Raw genomic sequence first — 3,861 nt, forward strand, 5'->3', positions numbered from 1 at the left:
AACCAGCATCACCTTCTGATCGGGTGTGAGATCGGCCCGCACTGCGTCGAACCCCAGCCCTTCCGTCACGGCCTCGGCCACGGCACGGCGATCCCCTGTCGCCAGCAATATGCCGGGCCTCGGCCTGCAGCGGCAAGACGTTCGGCCGCCGGAAAACCGACAGAACAGCGGCGCTCAGCGCGAGCACCGTAACGCGAGCCAGCGCCACAAGACCCGACCAGCGATGAAGCGCGAGGATCATGGCCCCTCACATGTCGTCGGTGAAGCCGGCGACGTAGCGCCGCCCATTGGCGGTCCCGCGCCATCCGTCTTCAGCGGCACCGCGACCTCGTTCGGACTGTCGCGCATGTCCTCGACGGCGGCATCGATGTGCAGGGAGTAACCCGAATTGAACAGGGCGCCGGCGAGATCGAGCGTGTTCTCGAAACTGCGACCCGTACCCACGCTGGTGCCGGTTATGCCGTTGACTTGGGCGGTGTCGGTCAGGTGCTCGTAGTAGTTCGACTTGCCGCCGGGCCATCCCCACACCGCTCCTGCAGGCACCGCAGGCGACTGTGACGTAGAGCGCCAGTTAGGCGCCGTCGCCCGCCGTATTTCGTGTTCGTCATGGTTAGCGTGACAGGGCGAGCCATGGCGAGGGCCTGAAGTTTCAGCGCCCCGGTCAGCGCGAATGTTGCAAGTAGCGATTTTATCGATCCCTGCCGCCTGCGATGAGGGTCGATCCCGATGACGCCCCCTCGGTCGCCGCCATTGTCTGCGGGGCCACCGACACCGGCGCGCTTCCCGTCGAGTCGGGAACGGTGAGGGGCAAAGCGGGCGAGGCGCGCGGCGGCCGGCATCAATAGCTCCGCGGCATGCCGAGCACGTGCTCGGCGAGATAGGAGAGGATGAGATTGGTCGAGATCGGCGCGACCTGATAGAGGCGCGTTTCGCGGAACTTGCGCTCCACGTCGTACTCTTCGGCAAAGCCGAAGCCGCCATGGGTCTGCACGCAGGCCTCGGCCGCCTCCCAGCTCGCCTCGGCGGCCAGCATCTTGGCCATGTTGGCCTCGGCCCCGGGATTCTCGTTCGCCTCGTAGAGACGGATCGCCTCGTGCAGCATCAACTCGGCAGCGCGCATCCGGGCATAGGCCTTGGCGATCGGAAACTGGATGCCCTGGTTTTGGCCGATGGGCCTGCCGAAGACCACCCGCTCGCGGGCATAGGCCGCGGCCTTGTCGATGAACCATTTGGCGTCACCAATGCACTCGGCCGCAATCAGGATCCTCTCGGCATTCATGCCCGACAGGATGTAGCGGAACCCCTTCCCTTCCTCACCGATCATGTTGGCGGCAGGCACCGGCACGTCGTCGAAGAAGAGCTCGGTCGTGGCGTGGTTCATCATCGTGCGGATCGGCCGGATGGTCAGGCCGTTCTCCTTCGCCTCGCGCATGTCGACGAGGAAGACCGACAGGCCTTGCGTCTTCTTCTCGACCTGCTCCAGCGGCGTCGTGCGGCAGAGCAGGATCATCAGGTCGGAATGCTCCGAGCGCGAGATCCAGATCTTCTGGCCATTGATACGGAAGACGTTCCCGTCACGCCGGGCCGTCGTGCGCAGGGAGCCCGTATCGGTGCCGCTGGTCGGCTCGGTCACGCCGAAGGACTGCAGGCGCAGCGACCCCTCGGCAATCTGCGGCAGATAGGCCTGCTTCTGGGCATCGGAGCCGTGCCGTAGCAGCGTTCCCATCGTGTACATCTGGGCATGGCAGGCACCGGCATTGCCGCCCTGCCGGTGGATTTCCTCCAGGATCACCGCCGCCGCCGACAGGGGCAGTCCGGACCCGCCGTACTCTTCGGGTATCAGCGCCGACAGGAAACCGGCCTCGGTGAGCGACTTGACGAATTCGGTCGGATAGGCGCGCGCCTCGTCGAGATCGCGCCAGTAGCTACTGGGAAAATCCTGGCAGAGCCGTCCCACCGCCTCGCGGATTTCGTCATGGGTCTCGATGGTCGTCATCATGCACTCCTGTGATGCCCGCAAACAAAGCGCCGGCTTCAGGAACCGGCTAGGCCGGCCAGGCAATGGCGGCGATAGTCCGGTCCTATGGCGTGGGCGACGAGAGGGCCGAGCAGGCTCGAACCGAAGCCTGCACCGCCGGACTCACGTTGCGAAGAATACGCTCCAATTCTCTGACAACGCTCATCAAATACCAGGAGCACTTTAGTTTCGGACCGTGCAGATCACGCGGATACCAGCGTCGCCTGCATCGCGGTGACTCCGTCCGAGCGCTCGACGCGCCCTTCCCGGCTCGCGCCACTGGTCTCATGAACTAGGCGGATCGGCGTCGTATCGAAGACCGGCGCGAGCGCACGGAAGGCGAAGTGGCGGACGGGCGCCTCGCCCGCCATAGCGTCGGAGAGCTTGGTGGCCATCAGCGGGCCATGCACGATCAGGCCCGGATAGCCCTCGACATCACGGCAGAATTCGCGGTCCCAGTGAATGCGATGGCCGTTATGAGTGAGCGCCGAATAGAAGAAGAGCTCCATGTCCGGATGGACGAAATACCCCTCAGGCACGGGCTCGCCTGGCGCTCGCAGCGCCTTTTCCGGCAGGCCACGATCACGGTAGACGACCGTCTGGCGCTCGTCGATCGCCGTCTCGTCCTCCTGGCTGATCGCATGCGCGATCGTCACGAAACACAGGGCGCCCGTCTTGCCGCTCTTGAAGGCCACGTCCGCGATGGTCGAGCGGCGGGTCGCCGGAACGCCGAGCCGTAGCGGGCGGTGCACGGTCACGTCGCCTGCGGCCCACATGCGGCGGTGAAACGGGGCCGGCGGCAGGAACAGCCCCAACCGCTCATGGCCGTCCTCGCCCTGGTTGGCGATCGGAAAGCCGTGGTTGAAATGGGCCCAGTGCCAGGTCGGCGGCAAAACCGCCTCCGGCACGGCAACGCCAAGGACATGGGCGTGTTTCGCCGCCGTCTCGGGCGCCAGGCAATCGCGCGTCACGCGCTGGCGCCCGACATAGGCCATGCACGCATTGCGAATCGCCTCATCCATGGGTGGCCTGCCTTTCTCTTCGTGCGCCAGCATCGCATCCTGCGAGCGGTCGATCGTCCTGTGTGGGAATTGTTCCTGCGGGCCCGCGTGCGCGAATCAGGCGCCAGACTAGGGCGCGGCGACCACCGCCGTCCAATAGGCCGGATTGGCGCGTATCATAGGCCCGCGCTCTGACCGTCGGGACATTCCGCCTGCCAGATCCCGCGCCGGACCAGATCCTCGATGACCGCGAGGCAACGAGCCTCGGTCGCTCGTGTCGCCGCCGAGACCGGCCGCCTGGGTGAGCACACCAAATAGACCGGGCGGCGCATGCGCGGCGCCACGATCTGGCTGCCAGACAGGCGGCTGGCCTCCATTAGCTTGTTCACCGCGGCGGGCGACAGGATGGTGTGGCCGCTGCCGCACGCCACCAGCGCCTTGATCTGCTGCAGCGAATCCATTTCGGTCACCACCCGCGCCTGCAGCCGCTCGCCCGTTATCACCCAGTCGATCAGCCGGCGCAGCCCATGGCGCTGGGATGGCAGAACGAGATCGAGTCCCATGACCGCGGCCAGCGTCACCGGCACGCCCGGCGGCATGGCGAACGGTCAGTCGTCAGGCGCGGCGTAGAACCAGAGATCCTCCATCAGGATCAGGCGGGACGAGCAGTCGCCGATGGCATCTTTGTCGCAGACCAGCGCAAGATCGATCTCGCCGCCGGTGACGAGTTCCCTAGAGCGTCCAGTAATAAGTGTGAATCGGATGGTTCCGCTTGGAGACGTATTCTGATTCCTTGTGTGCGGGAGGATACGCACCATGGGAAGATCGGTTTCATCGGACTTG

4 protein-coding genes and 1 pseudogene are annotated in these 3,861 nt (G+C 65.6%); all 5 read right to left on the bottom strand.

What is annotated here, in order from left to right; all coding sequences use genetic code 11:
- Nucleotides 1–247 precede the first annotated feature (247 nt).
- Nucleotides 248–692 (bottom strand): annotated as a pseudogene (locus tag VQ042_RS24905) (DUF2271 domain-containing protein).
- A gap of 146 nt (nucleotides 693–838) precedes the next feature.
- Nucleotides 839–1,996 (bottom strand): acyl-CoA dehydrogenase family protein, encoded by a 1,158-nt coding sequence (locus VQ042_RS24910; RefSeq protein WP_442880231.1) that lies wholly within the window; start codon nucleotides 1,994–1,996, stop codon nucleotides 839–841.
- Nucleotides 1,997–2,220: 224 nt separating this feature from the next.
- Nucleotides 2,221–3,039, bottom strand: a complete 819-nt coding sequence (locus tag VQ042_RS24915; protein WP_331822948.1) for an FAS1-like dehydratase domain-containing protein — start codon at nucleotides 3,037–3,039, stop codon at nucleotides 2,221–2,223.
- 155 nt (nucleotides 3,040–3,194) lie between these two features.
- Nucleotides 3,195–3,617: a LysR substrate-binding domain-containing protein gene (locus VQ042_RS24920; protein ID WP_331822949.1), complete on the bottom strand. Its 423-nt coding sequence runs from the start codon at nucleotides 3,615–3,617 to the stop codon at nucleotides 3,195–3,197.
- A 9-nt stretch (nucleotides 3,618–3,626) separates the two neighbouring features.
- A partial coding sequence (locus VQ042_RS24925; protein ID WP_331822950.1) for a hypothetical protein occupies nucleotides 3,627–3,861 on the bottom strand: 235 nt, incomplete at its 5' end.

The sequence above is a fragment of the Aurantimonas sp. A2-1-M11 genome (assembly GCF_036549475.1).
Taxonomy (GTDB): domain Bacteria; phylum Pseudomonadota; class Alphaproteobacteria; order Rhizobiales; family Rhizobiaceae; genus Aurantimonas.